The organism is Zwartia hollandica (assembly GCF_019923725.1).
In the GTDB taxonomy this organism is placed as follows: Bacteria; Pseudomonadota; Gammaproteobacteria; order Burkholderiales; family Burkholderiaceae_B; genus Zwartia; species Zwartia hollandica.
Genome location: NZ_JAHXRI010000004.1, coordinates 147,182 through 159,890, shown reverse-complemented (window position 1 = coordinate 159,890; position 12,709 = coordinate 147,182). Strand labels below are relative to the sequence as shown.

The 12,709-nt window shown below is 51.0% G+C and carries 14 protein-coding genes; 8 read left to right on the top strand and 6 right to left on the bottom strand.

Annotated elements, in window-relative coordinates; translation table 11 throughout:
- Positions 1-2: 2 nt before the first annotated feature.
- Both KZZ10_RS02790 and KZZ10_RS02785 read right to left on the bottom strand, forming a co-directional pair.
- Entirely contained in the window at positions 3-698 is a 696-nt protein-coding gene (locus KZZ10_RS02790) for a GntR family transcriptional regulator (protein ID WP_259659978.1), read from the bottom strand.
- Positions 699-733: 35 nt separating this feature from the next.
- Positions 734-1,459, bottom strand: coding sequence for a maleate cis-trans isomerase family protein (locus KZZ10_RS02785; RefSeq protein ID WP_259659977.1), 726 nt, complete (start codon positions 1,457-1,459; stop codon positions 734-736).
- A 225-nt stretch (positions 1,460-1,684) separates the two neighbouring features.
- Here KZZ10_RS02785 and hydA point away from each other — a divergent pair, with 225 nt between their 5' ends.
- From hydA to KZZ10_RS02745, 8 genes are read left to right on the top strand one after another with little or no spacing between them, the layout of a single operon-like run.
- Positions 1,685-3,142 carry a dihydropyrimidinase gene (gene hydA / locus KZZ10_RS02780; protein WP_259660022.1) on the top strand — a complete coding sequence of 486 codons (1,458 nt, stop codon included), beginning with the start codon at positions 1,685-1,687 and terminating at the stop codon, positions 3,140-3,142.
- Positions 3,143-3,151: 9 nt separating this feature from the next.
- Positions 3,152-3,931 carry an aspartate/glutamate racemase family protein gene (locus KZZ10_RS02775; RefSeq protein ID WP_259660021.1) on the top strand — a complete coding sequence of 260 codons (780 nt, stop codon included), beginning with the start codon at positions 3,152-3,154 and terminating at the stop codon, positions 3,929-3,931.
- On the top strand, positions 3,928-4,932 hold the full coding sequence (locus KZZ10_RS02770; protein ID WP_259659976.1) for a TRAP transporter substrate-binding protein: 1,005 nt from the start codon (positions 3,928-3,930) through the stop codon (positions 4,930-4,932). The genes KZZ10_RS02775 and KZZ10_RS02770 overlap by 4 nt, the downstream gene beginning before the upstream one ends.
- 23 nt (positions 4,933-4,955) lie before the next feature.
- The gene (locus KZZ10_RS02765; protein WP_259659975.1) at positions 4,956-5,477 is read left to right on the top strand and encodes a TRAP transporter small permease; all 522 of its coding nucleotides are present in this window, start codon (positions 4,956-4,958) and stop codon (positions 5,475-5,477) included.
- Positions 5,474-6,754: a TRAP transporter large permease gene (locus KZZ10_RS02760; protein WP_259659974.1), complete on the top strand. Its 1,281-nt coding sequence runs from the start codon at positions 5,474-5,476 to the stop codon at positions 6,752-6,754. The genes KZZ10_RS02765 and KZZ10_RS02760 overlap by 4 nt, the downstream gene beginning before the upstream one ends.
- Before the next feature lie 30 nt (positions 6,755-6,784).
- The gene (locus tag KZZ10_RS02755; RefSeq protein ID WP_259659973.1) at positions 6,785-7,834 is read left to right on the top strand and encodes a TRAP transporter substrate-binding protein; all 1,050 of its coding nucleotides are present in this window, start codon (positions 6,785-6,787) and stop codon (positions 7,832-7,834) included.
- Between the two features lie 9 nt (positions 7,835-7,843).
- A complete protein-coding gene (locus KZZ10_RS02750) occupies positions 7,844-8,431 on the top strand; it encodes a TRAP transporter small permease subunit (protein ID WP_259659972.1) in 588 nt (195 codons plus the stop codon).
- Positions 8,428-9,720, top strand: coding sequence for a TRAP transporter large permease (locus tag KZZ10_RS02745; protein WP_259659971.1), 1,293 nt, complete (start codon positions 8,428-8,430; stop codon positions 9,718-9,720). The genes KZZ10_RS02750 and KZZ10_RS02745 overlap by 4 nt, the downstream gene beginning before the upstream one ends.
- On the opposite strand, the gene KZZ10_RS02740 is transcribed toward KZZ10_RS02745, so the two are convergent.
- The 4 genes from KZZ10_RS02740 to KZZ10_RS02725 all read right to left on the bottom strand — a co-directional run bounded on the left by KZZ10_RS02740 (position 9,695) and on the right by KZZ10_RS02725 (position 12,645).
- Positions 9,695-10,858: an alpha/beta fold hydrolase gene (locus KZZ10_RS02740; protein WP_259659970.1), complete on the bottom strand. Its 1,164-nt coding sequence runs from the start codon at positions 10,856-10,858 to the stop codon at positions 9,695-9,697. The genes KZZ10_RS02745 and KZZ10_RS02740 overlap by 26 nt on opposite strands.
- A gap of 24 nt (positions 10,859-10,882) precedes the next feature.
- On the bottom strand, positions 10,883-12,073 hold the full coding sequence (locus tag KZZ10_RS02735) for an aminotransferase class I/II-fold pyridoxal phosphate-dependent enzyme (protein WP_259659969.1): 1,191 nt from the start codon (positions 12,071-12,073) through the stop codon (positions 10,883-10,885).
- Between the two features lie 69 nt (positions 12,074-12,142).
- Positions 12,143-12,409 carry a Txe/YoeB family addiction module toxin gene (locus KZZ10_RS02730; RefSeq protein ID WP_259659968.1) on the bottom strand — a complete coding sequence of 89 codons (267 nt, stop codon included), beginning with the start codon at positions 12,407-12,409 and terminating at the stop codon, positions 12,143-12,145.
- The gene (locus KZZ10_RS02725; protein ID WP_259659967.1) at positions 12,403-12,645 is read right to left on the bottom strand and encodes a type II toxin-antitoxin system Phd/YefM family antitoxin; all 243 of its coding nucleotides are present in this window, start codon (positions 12,643-12,645) and stop codon (positions 12,403-12,405) included. Before KZZ10_RS02725 ends, KZZ10_RS02730 begins: the two co-directional genes overlap by 7 nt.
- Positions 12,646-12,709: the final 64 nt, after the last annotated feature.

Sequence of the window (12,709 nt, the reverse complement as noted above, 5' to 3'; positions counted from 1 at the left end):
GATCATTCAGCAAAAATGGTTGCAAGGTCGACTTCGGAATCGGCTGGCTCTAAGTTCAAGCTGCCTTCAATATGTGCAAGGTGTTCGAGCATCATCTTTTGTGCGCCCTCGATGTCACGCTTAGCAATCGCATCCGTGATCAGACTATGTTCATCCGCGCGACAACTTGACGCAGTCGGTGCGTCGTACAAGATAATGATCAGGCAGGTCAGAGAAGAAAGCTCGCGCATCGTTCGCATCAACGCCTGATTGCCTGCTAACTCAGAGATCAGCATATGAAACTCGCCAGACAGACGAACAATCATGCGCTTGTCTTCACGACGCCGGGCGTCTTGCTCAAGCGAGCAGTGCTGCCGCAACCGCTCGATACGTTCCGGCGTGAGATTTTCTATTAGACGTCGGACCAGTTCAGGCTCGATGAGGCGACGTGCCTCAAACACATGGACAGCTTGCTCGATCGTCGGACGTGCGACGTACGCGCCACGCTGCGGATACATATCAACAACTTGCTCATGCGCCAAGCGCGCAAGCACCTCACGTATCCGGGCTCGGCTGACCTTAAATATCTCCGCCAACCGTTCCTCTACGAGCTTGGTCCCGGGATGCAAACGATGTTCGAGAATCGCACCGTAAATCTTTTCATAGATCTCGTCTTGCGTGTTCTCTCTCTGCAATCGAGCCGTTACCTTAGATTGCATAGTCGCCTCGAGCGTTGCTTGTTTTCATCACAGGCCTACTTCCATTCAAATAATTGTCCCCAGCCTTTTATGCCAGCTGGATCCGCGCCCACGGCGCGCAGTGCACCCCAAACCGTCGTACTCACGGTGTCGAGTAATGGAATACTGGTTTGGAACTCAAACCGATCGGCTAAGTGAGCGGCCCGCAAGTTCGTGCAATACGTCACGATCGCTTGGGGCTGCGCCCGGCTAACTTGCAGTAAATCAGACTCTATGTCTGTGGGCTCAACCAACGCAAAGTCAAAGTTCACAGAAATCTGACGGTGCGTCTCTGCGACCACTTCGATCCCAATCTTCGCGTAATTCGCAATAATCTTTTCCTGGACGTCACTGGTGTACGGTGTCACTAAACCCAAACGCTTGACCTTCTTAATCGCCAACAACTCATTTAATGCAAGAATTGCCGTCGACGCACGAATCCCTGTGCGCTCAGTAATCCTGTCACACAGTAGAGCGTCTTTCTCGAAGCCCATCCAACCAGCGGACGTTCCACTCCAGGTAATCACGTCAGGATTTGCATCGGCGAGCAGTTCTGCAGTACTTAAGATTTTACTATCATCAAATTGCCCAAGTGCCTGATCTGAAAGAGATATTTGTGTAACTCGAAAGCGACCGAAATGCGCCGTTACGCCAGGAATCACCGAAACGATCGAACTCGTCAAAGGCTCTAGTGCGGTATTGGAAGAAGGGGTCAGCACCCCAATTCGAATTGGCTTATCCACAATCACTCCAAATATGTCAACATTAGTGTAAATACCATTGTCGACAATATATTACTTAATTACTATTCAACATACCATGCTCTGGCACGGCTTTTGCTTGTGTATTCCAAGCAAATGCTGTGCCAACTGTTTGAAGGTCTCACGCATGACGTGGCACTCGTAACAGGAAATGAAACATCATTATGTATGCACTGTTGTTGACATTTATCTGCCCCAAAATGGGGAATCCAGCACCCGTGCCCGCTACAAACGGAAAATTCTCGTATGTCTGATTTACTAGATCTCGTCATTACCAATGCCCGCGTCGCCACTGCAGCCGATACCTTTGACGCCAACATCGGGATCAAAGACGGCAAAATCGTCGTCGTAGGTAGCTTCCTGCCTCCCGCAAAGAAAACAATCGATGCGGCAGGCCGAGTCGTCACACCAGGCGGGGTCGATGCGCACTGTCACCTTGACCAGCCAATGCCCGCTCCGATGAAAATGGCCGATGACTTCGAGACCGGCACACGATCGGCAGCCTGTGGCGGCACAACGACGGTGATTCCCTTTGCGGCTCAAGAAAAAGGCCAGTCACTTCGCGACGCCGTTCGGGACTATCATCGCCGCTCCGACGGCCGCGCCCACGTTGACTACACCTTCCACCTTATCGTCAGTGACCCAACACCCGCCGTGCTTAACGAAGAACTCCCTGCATTGATTGCAGAGGGGTACACATCTTTCAAGATCTACATGACCTATGACGACCTCAAGCTCAACGATGGTCAAATTCTAGATGTGCTGTCTGTGGCCAGACAACACGGCGCGATGGCAATGATTCATGCCGAGAACGCAGACTGCATCGAATGGCTGACTCGCAGGCTTGAGGCGGCAGGGCAAACTGCGCCCCGTTTTCACGCACACTCACGGCCCATGCTTGTCGAGCGTGAAGCCACACACCGCGCAATCGCCCTATCTGAGTTGGTCGATGTGCCTATCCTGATTGTCCACGTCTCGGGCAAAGAGGCCGTCGAGCAAATCCGATGGGCTCGCGGCCATGGCCTACAGATCTTTGCTGAAACCTGTCCCCAATACTTGTTCCTCACCGCCGAGGACTTGGGCATCGATGATAGTTATGTGGGTGCACGATGTATCTGCAGTCCACCTCCCAGAGACCGGAGCAATCAAGAAGTCATTTGGAACGCGTTGAGAGATGGCTTGTTTTCGGTCTTCTCCTCGGATCACGCGCCCTTCAATTACGACAGCCCAGAAGGTAAAAAGCTTGACGGGAAAGAGCAACCGTTTCGCCACATACCCAACGGCATACCCGGACTCGAAACGCGTATGCCTTTACTGTATTCCGAAGGCGTACTGACTGGCCGACTCTCTTTGAATAAATTTGTCGAACTAACTTCCACCAATCCTGCAAAAGCCTACGGACTGCACCCACGCAAAGGAACCATCGCGCCCGGCGCCGATGCAGACCTTGTCATCTGGGACGAGAAAGACATCACGATCCATAACAGCGCGTTGCATCATGCAGTCGACTACACCCCTTATGAGGGCATCCAATTAAAGGCGTGGCCAGGTTTAACACTCAGTAACGGTGAAGTGGTGTGGGATGGTAAAAATTTCCTGCCACGCTTAGGCAAGGGGAAATTCCTGACCTGCGGCAAGCCAACCCTCATGACCTCTGCTCGCTAGGAAGACATGATGCGTATCTTGCTGATCAATCCAAACATTTCCGCAAGCGTTTCGGAACTGATCGACGCAGAAGCAAAGCGATCTGCATCCGCGGATACAGCCATTCAAACCGTTACCGCTTCCTTCGGCGTTGCGTATATCGAAACCCGTTTTGAAGCACTCATTGGTGCTTATGCAGCCGCCCAACTCGCCGGAGAGCATGCTGGCAACTATGATGCGGTGGTGGTTGCAGCCTTTGGAGATCCAGGGCTTACCGGCCTGAAAGAGGTACTTCCCTGTCCTGTCGTTGGACTGACACAAGCCGCACTCGCGAGTGCCTGCTTGCTCGGCAACCGCATCTCCATTGTCGCAATTTCGCGCCGCATCCGCGCCTGGTATCAAGAAACCGTCGATTCTTATGGGTTGGGTAGCCGGCTTGTCAGTATCCGCAGCCTTGACGAACCCCTTCCTAACATTGGGTCGGTTCAGGAAGATAAAGCAGCCAGTCTTCTTGCCACTGCAAACCTTTGTGTCAGTGAGGACGGTGCCGATGTCATTATCTTAGCGGGTGCCCCCTTGGCAGGGCTTGCGCGCAGCTTGTCGGGAAAACTTCCTGTACCTGTCGTGGATGGGGTGTCTAGCGCTGTTCGGCATGCCGAAACTCTCATTCGCCTAAACGCTGGGCAAACGACCATAGGTAGCTTTTCACCACCTCCACAAAAACCGAACGCAGGCCTACCAACCTCGATCGACACTTTGCTCACGAACGGGCACCAACGACTTCAAGCCAACTTAAAGGACGCATCATGAACAGCCAACCTACCGCCGTTACCCGTCTAACTGCTACCATCGGGGCACTGCTACTTTCGGCTACCTGCCTACAAGCCATCGCGCAAGACAAGCTGCAGATTGCTGGTAACTTTGCAACATCTCACCCAAGCAGTGTTGCGGTCGAAAAAATATTCAAAGCCGAAGTCGCACGCCTCACTAACAATACCCTTCAGGTGGATGTATTTCCCGCGATGCAGCTAGGTGGGGCAAAAGAGAACGTCGACGGCGTGCGCGCAGGAACCTTAGGCTTGACTTGGGTGGGCGCGGCTTTCATGTCACGTATCGCACCTGAGATTGAAGCAGTGAGCCTTCCCTTCGTCTTCAAGAATCGTGAGTCCGCCTACCGTGTAATCGATGGTCCTGTCGGTAAGGCAATTGATCAAAAACTGCTCGAGAAAGGCTTCGTTGTACTCGGCTGGATGGAACTTGGCATGCGTCATGTGACCAACAGCAAAGGCCCCATCAAGACTGTCGATGACTTGAAAGGCATGAAGATTCGCATGCAGCCAAACGAAACACACCTTGCTTCGTTTAGGGCCCTTGGAGCGAACCCGATTGCAATGGATGTGAAGGAACTCTATTCAGCCCTCGAGCAGAAAGTGGTAGACGGCCAAGAGAACCCCTATACAGTGATTAATGCCAACCGTTTTGCCGAAGTACAAAGACACCTATCGAACTCATCACACTTTTTTGACTTTATTGTTGTGGTCGCTAGTAAGCGCGTGTTCGACAAAATGAGTCCTGCCAATCAAACTGCCGTGCGGCAGGCAATGGCAAAAACGGTTGCGTATCAACGTAGCCTGGCTGCAGAAGACGAGCAAAAAGCGTTAGATAACCTCAAAACAAAAATGACCTATACAGAAATCCCACCAGAAACTTTCGCAAAAATGCGTGAATTAACGGCCCCCGTTGTTGAGAGTGTCAAAAAGAGAGCGGGCGCAGATCTGGTAAACCAGGTTTTAGCCGAGACATCGAAATAAATACAGCATAAGCAGATTAGAAAATGAATACGATTTCGATGCCCTATGACACGACGACGTTACTTGGCAAGTTGTTCAAGGGCATTGACTTCGTACTCATCGCTGCAATTGTCGCAATTTTTTGCTTTATGGTTGGTATCGTCTCAGCGCAAGTCGCTTTGCGCTACGGACTCAACATGTCCATCGACTGGGCTGACGAATCTGGGCGCCTCGCATTCGTTTGGGTCGTTTTTCTTGCTATACCAGTAGCCGCCTCTCACGGGGCGCATATTGGGATAGATTTATTTGTTGACAAATTTTCACCGACCCACCAGGCCATCATTAGGAAACTATCCTGTGGTCTGTGTGCGGCTCTCTGCTATGCCATTGCTTGGTCCTGCATCGAACTCTGCAAAGATCAGTGGGATGAAAAAATGGCAACTCTCGACATAAGCGTCGCCTATTTCTTTGTTCCAGTCGGTTTAGGCATGGTAATGACAGCCTTGCATCTGACGCGTATTGCGTTGACAGCCCCTCCCTTAAAGAAATTGGGAGACGCTGAATGAGTACGCTCGTCGTTGTTGGCTTTATGGCCATTGCACTGCTCGGCGTTCCGATCGCTTTCGCGATGGGATTGAGTGCCATTATCGCCATCTGGTTTGCCGGCATTGACCTATCGATCATTCCGCAGAGGATGATGTACTCGGTCAACTCTTTCCCGCTAATGGCCATCCCCTTTTTCATGCTGTCCGGTGAGTTAATGATCAAGGCGGGCATCATAGAGCGCTTGATCTCATTTGCCAACGCTCTCGTAGGGAGAGTACGCGGTGGGCTTGCACACGTCACAATGTTATCGGGCGCTGGTCTGGCCACCGTATCGGGCACTGCAGTCTCTGACGCCAGCGCGTTGTCTGCAATCCTTGTCCCCTCATTATCAAAAATCTACGACAAGGGTTTCGCCACGGCCATCGTTGCTGCCGCGGCTAACCTGGGACCAATCATTCCCCCCTCCGCTGCAATGATCGTATATGCGTTTATGGCGGGACCCTCTGTATCCGTTGGCGGGATGTTCATGGCAGGTGTCGTGCCGGGCGTATTGATTACCATAGGGTTCATGGGATTGTGTTCGTGGATTGCGACGCGTCGGGGTTGGACTACTACGGGCGAAGCATTTAAATGGGGACGGCTTTTTAGCGAACTCAAGCGCTCCGCTATTGTGTTGTTTATGCCCTTGCTCATTATCGGTGGGATTATCGGCGGCGCCTTCACTGCAACGGAGGGTTCTGCCGTCTCAGTGATTTACGCCTTGATTCTAGGGTTTGGTATCACCAGGACGCTAAAACTCTCCGATTTACCTGGCATCATTTTGCGTGCCGCCATCACAACAGCCGTTGTGTGCGCGTTAATTGCGTTCGCCTCCGTCATCACTTACTTGATGACGGTCGATCTCATGCCACAAAAGCTATCAGCACTGCTCTTCTCTATTACGAAAGATCCGATCATTTATCTACTTTTGGTGACGGTCCTGCTCTTCATTGTCGGCATGTTCCTCGAGTCAAACTCTGCCTACATCATGCTCGTTCCGCTGCTGCATCCCATTGCGATTCAGTACGGCATTGACCCCTTGCACTTCGGTTTCCTCTTTGTTCTTAACTTGGTTATTGGGATGCTTACGCCACCTGTTGGCGTTGTACTCTTTGTTGTCTGTGGCGTCACTGGCGTGCGTATGCGTGAGCTCGTCACAAATATTTGGCCTTTTGTTGCATGGATGTATGCCGTTCTTTTGCTTTGCCTGTTTTTTCCTGCGATTGTGACGACCCTGCCTCGCGCAATGGGTTACTGACAATATTCCCTTCCCTCACCGGAGTTCTTTATGTCTTTGATTAAACGATATCTCGCACCACTTGCGTTGAGCAGCATGGTTCTAGCAATGCCAACGACTTATGCTCAAAACATCACCATCAAAGTGATTGGTCAGCCTCTGGCGACTGGCAACATTCAAAAGAACCGTGAGCAACCGTTCTTTGAACAGCTGGCTGCCAAAACTGGTCTGCCCATCACCGTTGAATACAAGCCCATGGATACGCTTGGAATCAAAGATACTGAGCAGTTGCGTGTGATGAAGACCGGCTTGTTTGACTTGGTTTCGCTACGTTTTTCACAGAACTCTCGCGATGAGCCCTCCTTGATTGGTTTAGACCTAGTTGGTGGTAGCCCAGACTACGCCACGAGCCGCAAAGCAGCTGACGCTTGGTCTCCTGTGCTCGATGCACGCCTGCAAAAGCAATTCGGCATCAAGCTGCTCGGCCACTGGCCTTTTGGCCCCCAAATGTTGTTCTGTAAAAAACCAATCACTCAGCTTTCTGACGTAAAAGGGATGAAAGTCCGAGTAACCGACCAAATCATGGCTAAGTTCCTAGAGTCACTGGGTGCCACACCTGTACCAATGGGCTTTAGCGATGTGCATCAGGCACTGTCGTTGGGTGTTGTCGATTGTGCCGTCACCGGCCCAAGCTCAGCAAACTCGGCTTCATGGACTGAAATTGTCACCCATCAGTTACCGCTCGGTTTCCAAATGGGCTTTAACGGGTATGCCATTTCACTCAAAACATGGACCCGTCTGAAACCGGACCAGCAAGTCAAACTGCAAGCAGCGTTTACAGAGTTGACCAATGATATTTGGAAATACTCCGAAGAGCTATATCAAGACGCGTTGCGTTGTAACGAAGGCAAGGATCCCTGCACAACAGGTAAAAAGTTTAAAGTGATCACATCGCCCGTATCCCCAGCTGACATCAAGCTTGTTGGTAGTGTGGTGGACAGACTGTCGTTCCCTGCTTGGGCACCAGTATGCGACAAGACCAATCCAACCTGCTCAGCAGATTGGAAGAAGGCCGTTGGTCCAATCCTTGGCGTGAAATAAGGTAGCAGCATGAAAACACGGCTAGAAAGTATCTTAAGTATCTTGTTTGGCGGGATTTTTGGACTCTTGGTGATTGTTATCACCATTGAGACAATTGTCCGAAAAGTTTTTAACGTCTCCTTACAAGGTGCTGATGAACTTGGAGGCTATGCGTTAGCCGTTGGTTCAACGCTCGCTTTCAGTCTAGCCGTGTTTGGCAGAAATCACATCCGTGTCGACGTTCTGTACGAGCGCTATTCTCCTCGTATGAAGGCATGGATGAATTGGTTCGCGGCCACTAGCATGGCTGTATTCGCAATATTCTTATGTTATGTCACGATCAACGTGCTAACAGACACCATCGCCTACAGCAGTACGGCGCAAACGCCTTGGGCAACTCCACTAATTTATCCACAATCAATCTGGTACGCCGGGTTAGTCATATTCGCCTGTGTCACAACCGTCTGGGCGATCCGCGCCACCCTTCTCTTAGCGAAGGGACAACTGAGCGAGCTCAATGAAGAGTTCCAGCCGAAAAGTGCCAAGGAAGAAATAAAAGAAGAGCTTGATGACCTTGCACAAAGATCCAACATTTCCGAGTTGACAAACAAATCATGAGCCCAACGATTATCATTATTGCGTTTTTGATCATGGTTTTCATGATGATCGCTGGCGTCCCCATTGCTGTCTCAATGGCCCTAGTCGGTATCGTCGGTGGCGTGGCCGTCTATGGTCTACCGTTTATGAACTCGATCGCGCCCGTTCTTTGGGGTGTTCAAAACGAGAATCTGCTGACCTCCATTCCAATGTTCATTTTGCTTGGGGAGCTTTTGCTTCGGTCCGGTATTGCAGACAGAATGTACCTAGCACTTTCTGCTTGGTTTGGTCGACTGCCTGGTGGGTTACTACACACAAACATCGGTAGTTGCGCGTTGTTTGCTGCAACCTCCGGGTCGTCGGTGGCGACGGCTGCAACGATTTCGACAGTTGCTTTGCCCTCACTGATGAAGCGCGGCTATCCGATTCGACCGTCGCTGGGCTCTATCGCGGCAGGTGGGACTCTGGGGATTCTTATCCCACCTAGCGTCAACATGATTATCTACGGCTCGTTGACGAGCAACTCGATCGGCAAACTGTTCATTGCCGGCATCATTCCTGGGTTATTACTAACCGGCTCTTTCATGCTGTACATCGCGATTACTAGTCTGCTTAGCGGTAATGCCATGCGGGAGGAGAAAGTCTCGCTCGAGTACAAGTTAAAAGCATCTGTGCATCTCATTCCACCGATGATTGTTTTTGGTGTTGTGATGGGAAGTCTATATTTTGGTATTGCGACAGCGACTGAGAGTGCCGCCTTAGGTGTCACTACTGTTGTTTTGTTTGTGTTGAAGTCAGGCCGCTTAAATTGGGCACTCTTACGAGGCTGTTTTATCTCGACCGCTCGTGTGTCGGGAATGATTCTCCTGATTATTGCCGCCGCGTTTATTTTGAATCTGACTATCAGCCTGACGGGTGTCGCTGAAGTCATGACAAAGTGGGTAACCGGTCTGGGACTGTCTCCGACGGCACTGATACTCGGATTGATCTTGTTCTATCTGCTCTTGGGTATGTTCATGGATGTGCTGTCGATGATGGTGGCAACGATTCCCGTGACCTACCCGATCGCTGTTGCACTAGGCATTGATCCCATCTGGTTTGGCATCTTTGTGATTCTGATGTGCGAACTAGGCTTGATCACACCCCCAGTCGGTATGAACCTGTTTGTCGTGCATGGCATTCGACCAGACAAAGGTGGTATTGAGGACGTCATGTGGGGTGCTCTACCCTACGCGATTATCATCATCCTCTTCACCATATTCCTGATGATCTTCCCAGAAATCGTCACCTGGTTACCGAACCAGATGTAGAGACGTTACGCCTGAGAAAGTCAATAAACAACGCACTGACTTTCTCTGGCTGTTCTTGTTGCACCCAATGCCCGGCACCCTCGATCAGATGGGTGCCTTGCATTTGGGTGGTCAAGGTTTTTTGTACCGACTCAAGACCACCAGGTGTCTGATACACACCCCAGTCGCTTTTGCCGCCGATGAAAATACACGGCACATCGATTGTGCGACCAGCGAAGATTCGCAACTCTCGGTCAAGCCGCCCAACTCGATAGCCTTGCAAGCCGCCCTGAAAGCCATTGCGACCGTACTCTTCGCTGTAGACCTTCAGTTCAGCGTCCGGTAGCCACTTACAGGCGGCGATCGCAGCCTCCGAGGGCATATCAGGAGCTACGGACTCAGCCATCCCCAGATTTAAATCCATTACGTAGTACCGAGGCAGCTTTTCCCATTCGCTTGCGATCAACGCCTTCAACGGGAAAGGCTTATTTTCAAGCCAATCCGCACTTTTGACGTGATAGTAGGCACGCAAAAAACTATGCAGCCCTTGCTTGGCGTGCCACATGTTTTCGTTAGCAGGTTCTGTGGCGTAGTACACCTGGTAATACTTGCGTGGCGGCGAAAGTTTGGCCAAATCTTCATTGATCGGATTCGGGGTGGCGGGTGCAGCCGGCTTATTGATCGTATCGAACGGCCACGGATCTGGCGCACCACGAAAAGGCGAGCTCATAAGAATGACCGAGCGAAAGATATCGGGTCGGGTCAGCGCACACCACCCTGCAAGAGGCGAGCCTTGATCATGACCAAACACGCCTGCAACAGTCTTGTAACCGAGTGCCGCGACTAAGGCGAGCATATCGTTGATTTTATTCAGCGACCCAAAGGGACGCATATCGTCGCCATACTTGATCTCGGTCCCACCGCTGCGACCATAGCCTCGCACATCTGGTGCGATCACGTGATAGCCTGCTTGCGCAAGCGGCTGCATGACTTTACGCCAACTATAAGCAAGCTCTGGAAACCCGTGCAGTAACAGCACCAAAGGACGCTCTGGCGTCTCAAAGCCGGCTTCAAGCACATGAAACGTGATGCCATTGACGTTCGGTATAAAGCGCGACCGCACGCCCGAGGGTAGAACCGAAGCGCTTAAAGGCGTCATGAGGACAAGACCTTTCTAAAAGAGTTAATTTTTGTACCAGTCTTTCACAGCTTGAACATAGCGCTCAACGCCTTGGGTAACAGTGGCGGGTTGCAACGCACCGTAGGACAAACGCTGGTAGTTCGCTGCGCTCGTATCCGTCAAACCAAACGCGAAACCGGGTATGGAAACAACCTTGTGCTTTTCTGCCATCGCACGATTAAAAGCTAGCGGGTCTTGTCCCTTCGGTAAACCAGGCAGTTTCATCAATACATAAAACGCGCCTTGCGTTTGCGGAAACTGTGCCAGCTCACCGAGGCCACTTAAGAGGCCGTAGACGTCTTTACGTACGCTCGACAACGCGTCCACTTTGGGCTGCACCCAGGCGCGACCAAACTTTAAGACCTCGGCTGCCAAGATTTGGGATGGAATCGGTGCGCAGATTAAGTTTGTATCCTGCACTTTATTCATTGCATCGAACAAGTCGGCAGGAAAGACAACGTAACCTAACCGCCAACTGGCCATACCGTAGTTCTTGGACATTGAAAAGAACGACAGCGTGTGCTTCTGCGCGCCAGGAAGCGATGCGGGTGAAAAATGCTTGACGCCTTCATACGTAAAGTATTCGTAGGCTTCATCGCTAAAGTGATAGATACCTTTCGCTGCACACAGTGCATTGACCGCAGTGAGCGATTCTTGCGAATAGACCGCACCGGTGGGGTTGTTAGGCGATACCGTGATAATTGCACGGGTGCGCGGTGTGATCGCCGCAGCTAACGCCTCTACGTTCAAACTCCAGTCTGCATTCGTCGGCACAGGGACCGGCACACAGCCCACCATTCGAATCGCCATTTCTTGATTGAAATAAAACGGCATCGGCAAAATAAATTCATCGCCTGGGTCGCCTACGGCCATGACACAGTTCAGGAAGGCCATGTTGCTGCCTGCCGTCGCCATCACAATGGAATCAGACCCGACAACGATGTCATTTTCTGTGGCGAGTTTCGTTTGTAGCCCCTCAATCAAACTCGGCATTCCAAAGACTGACTGGTATTTGTTGAGATTAATATCCCCCATGGCACTGGGTAGCGCAGCAATGGCCTCGGCTGGTGGGCCGTAATTCACAACGCCCTGCCCTAAAGAAATCGTTCCCGGGTTGTCGCGCACCAAGGCGGCGATTGCGGGAATGATCGGTGCGTCAACCGCATCCATGCGAGAGGAATGGCGTTTCATCATATAAATCTGGGCTACAGGGATCAAAGGTCTTAAAATTCTACACTGCGCGGATAGCTCGCGAGAGCCACTTTATTCGTAGTGAGACCACATTCGCAAAACACGCACTATCTTTTCTTTGCGAAAAACTTCATATACCAAGCGATGTTGAATATTAATTCGACGTGAATATGCACCATTCAGGTCTCCCACCAACTTTTCAAAGGGCGGAGGATTTTGTAGTGGATCAACTTCTAAAATATCTAGCAAAGCCTGCGCTTTGGCTTTAAGCCCTGCCCCAGAGAGTTTTTTTGCGTCCTTAATGGCATATTTGGAATAAACCAACTCCCAAACTACCATTTGAGCGTCCTTTTACTTTTTGCAAGAGGCTCAGCCATCGCTTCTTTAATCGACTCTCGCATCCCAGGAATGGCTAACAGATACAACGTTTCTTGGATCGCGCTCCAATCTTCCTCAGAAACTAAAACAGCATTTGTCCGCTTACCAGAAATGATGACTGGCTTATGTGACTCCGCCGTCTGATCAATCAAACGATAAAGGCCTGCTCTTGCTTCGCTTGCGGTTATTGTGTTCATAAGTTCACCTCTTTTTCCTGTATAGTACGCAAAAGCGTACGCTTAGTCAAATCCGTCTCTGAAC

Excerpts from the sequence above, each read along its gene's own strand:
- KZZ10_RS02775 (WP_259660021.1), top strand. The coding sequence starts at position 3,152 with ATGCGTATCTTGCTGATCAATCCAAACATTTCCGCAAGCGTTTCGGAA.
- KZZ10_RS02730 (WP_259659968.1), bottom strand. The coding sequence starts at position 12,409 with ATGGTAGTTTGGGAGTTGGTTTATTCCAAATATGCCATTAAGGACGCA.
- KZZ10_RS02750 (WP_259659972.1), top strand. The coding sequence starts at position 7,844 with ATGAAAACACGGCTAGAAAGTATCTTAAGTATCTTGTTTGGCGGGATT.
- KZZ10_RS02765 (WP_259659975.1), top strand. The coding sequence starts at position 4,956 with ATGAATACGATTTCGATGCCCTATGACACGACGACGTTACTTGGCAAG.
- KZZ10_RS02725 (WP_259659967.1), bottom strand. The coding sequence starts at position 12,645 with ATGAACACAATAACCGCAAGCGAAGCAAGAGCAGGCCTTTATCGTTTG.
- KZZ10_RS02755 (WP_259659973.1), top strand. The coding sequence starts at position 6,785 with ATGTCTTTGATTAAACGATATCTCGCACCACTTGCGTTGAGCAGCATG.
- KZZ10_RS02790 (WP_259659978.1), bottom strand. The coding sequence starts at position 698 with ATGCAATCTAAGGTAACGGCTCGATTGCAGAGAGAGAACACGCAAGAC.
- KZZ10_RS02745 (WP_259659971.1), top strand. The coding sequence starts at position 8,428 with ATGAGCCCAACGATTATCATTATTGCGTTTTTGATCATGGTTTTCATG.
- KZZ10_RS02760 (WP_259659974.1), top strand. The coding sequence starts at position 5,474 with ATGAGTACGCTCGTCGTTGTTGGCTTTATGGCCATTGCACTGCTCGGC.
- KZZ10_RS02735 (WP_259659969.1), bottom strand. The coding sequence starts at position 12,073 with ATGATGAAACGCCATTCCTCTCGCATGGATGCGGTTGACGCACCGATC.
- KZZ10_RS02740 (WP_259659970.1), bottom strand. The coding sequence starts at position 10,858 with ATGACGCCTTTAAGCGCTTCGGTTCTACCCTCGGGCGTGCGGTCGCGC.
- KZZ10_RS02770 (WP_259659976.1), top strand. The coding sequence starts at position 3,928 with ATGAACAGCCAACCTACCGCCGTTACCCGTCTAACTGCTACCATCGGG.